At 32.5% G+C, this 240-nt stretch carries 1 pseudogene; it reads right to left on the reverse strand.

Annotated features, from left to right (window positions below):
* Window positions 1-113: 113 nt before the first annotated feature.
* Window positions 114-240 (reverse strand): annotated as a pseudogene (locus NE665_RS24900) (PTS N-acetylgalactosamine transporter subunit IIB); the annotation flags it as partial.

The following is a 240-nucleotide window of genomic DNA, read 5'->3' on the forward strand; positions in this document are numbered from 1 at the left end:
TGATAAATGCCCATACGAACACCAGTAAAGCTTGAATGATATTTACATCCATGTTGTTTCTCCTTTCAAATCAATGATTTAAGATAAGATTTTTTTAATTTTTTGATAAATTATTATTTGAATAATTTATCGACGTTTTCTGAAGGTGTATCTGGAACACGTTTAATTTCCAGCTCTACGCCCAAGTCCTTCAGTTTTTGAAACGTTGCAACATCGTTATCATCCACAGCAACAGAAGTG

The sequence above is a fragment of the Clostridium sp. DFI.1.208 genome, from assembly GCF_024463855.1.
Lineage (GTDB): Bacteria > Bacillota_I > Bacilli_A > Erysipelotrichales > Erysipelotrichaceae > Clostridium_AQ.